The sequence below is a fragment of the Stenotrophomonas sp. P5_B8 genome (assembly GCF_054049855.1).
Genome location: NZ_JBFULO010000708.1, coordinates 1 through 1,196, shown reverse-complemented (window position 1 = coordinate 1,196; position 1,196 = coordinate 1). Strand labels below are relative to the sequence as shown.

General features: G+C 65.3%; 1 protein-coding gene. It reads left to right on the top strand.

Translation table 11 applies throughout. From position 1 onward, the window contains the following. Window positions 1-903: toprim domain-containing protein (locus ACXJKH_RS20870; RefSeq protein ID WP_457322245.1), on the top strand; the 903-nt coding region annotated here is incomplete at its 5' end. Window positions 904-1,196: the final 293 nt, after the last annotated feature.

Below are 1,196 nucleotides of genomic sequence, written 5' to 3'. Positions count from 1 at the left end.
GGCCAGACCAAGGAACGCCTGTCCTCGCGCCAGGCGGCCGGTTTCGTCGAAGGCGCCGCGCACGACGCCTTCAGCTTGCTGCTGAACCAGAACGTGGAGATCGGCGAAAAGATCGCCCAGCTGGCCATCGAGCGCGCCAGCGCGCGCCTGAAAACCGAAAAGCTGGTGACCCGCAAGAAGGTCACCCAGGGCCCCGCCCTGCCCGGCAAGCTGGCCGACTGCATCAGCCAGGATCTCTCGCGCACCGAGTTGTTCCTGGTCGAAGGCGACTCGGCCGGCGGCAGTGCCAAGCAGGCCCGCGACAAGGACTTCCAAGCGATCATGCCGCTGCGCGGCAAGATCCTGAACACCTGGGAAGTCTCTTCGGGCAGCGTGCTGGCCTCGGAGGAAGTGCACAACCTGGCCATTGCGATCGGCTGCGATCCGGGCAAGGACGACATCACCGGGCTGCGCTACGGCAAGGTGGTGATCCTGGCCGACGCCGACTCGGACGGCCTGCATATCGCGACGCTGCTGACGGCGCTGTTCCTCAAGCACTTCCCGGCGCTGGTCGATGCCGGCCACGTGTTCGTGGCGATGCCGCCGCTGTTCCGTATCGATGTGGGCAAGCAGGTGTTCTACGCCCTGGACGAGGAAGAAAAGCGCACGATGCTGGACAAGATCGAGCGCGAGAAGATCAAGGGCACGGTCAGCGTCACCCGCTTCAAGGGTCTGGGCGAAATGAACCCGCCGCAGCTGCGCGAATCGACCATCCATCCCGATACGCGTCGGCTGGTGCAGTTGACCATCGATGATGGCGAGCAGACCCATTCGCTGATGGACATGCTGCTGGCCAAGAAGCGCGCCTCCGACCGCAAGCAGTGGCTGGAGAACAAGGGCGATCTGGCATCGCTGGAAGTCTGATCCGCGCCTGACGCCGACGCAGGAGAGCCCGCCTCATGGCGGGCTTTTTCTTTGGGTTCCCGTCCCGATCAAGGGGCGGCTGATCCAGGGTCCGCAGCATTTTGAGTACGGCGATGCGGGGCTGGACGGGGTGTCTTGGATCGGGCGGTGTCTTCGCTCGGGTCTGTCGCGAGCGTGAGGGCCTCGTAGCAGCCGGTAGGCCCCTGGCGCAAATGTCCCCGAGCCGCGGGGCGGCCTCCTCCTTTATTTTGCCCAGGGGCCTACCGGCTGCTACGGGGCTCGGCTTGCGGTAC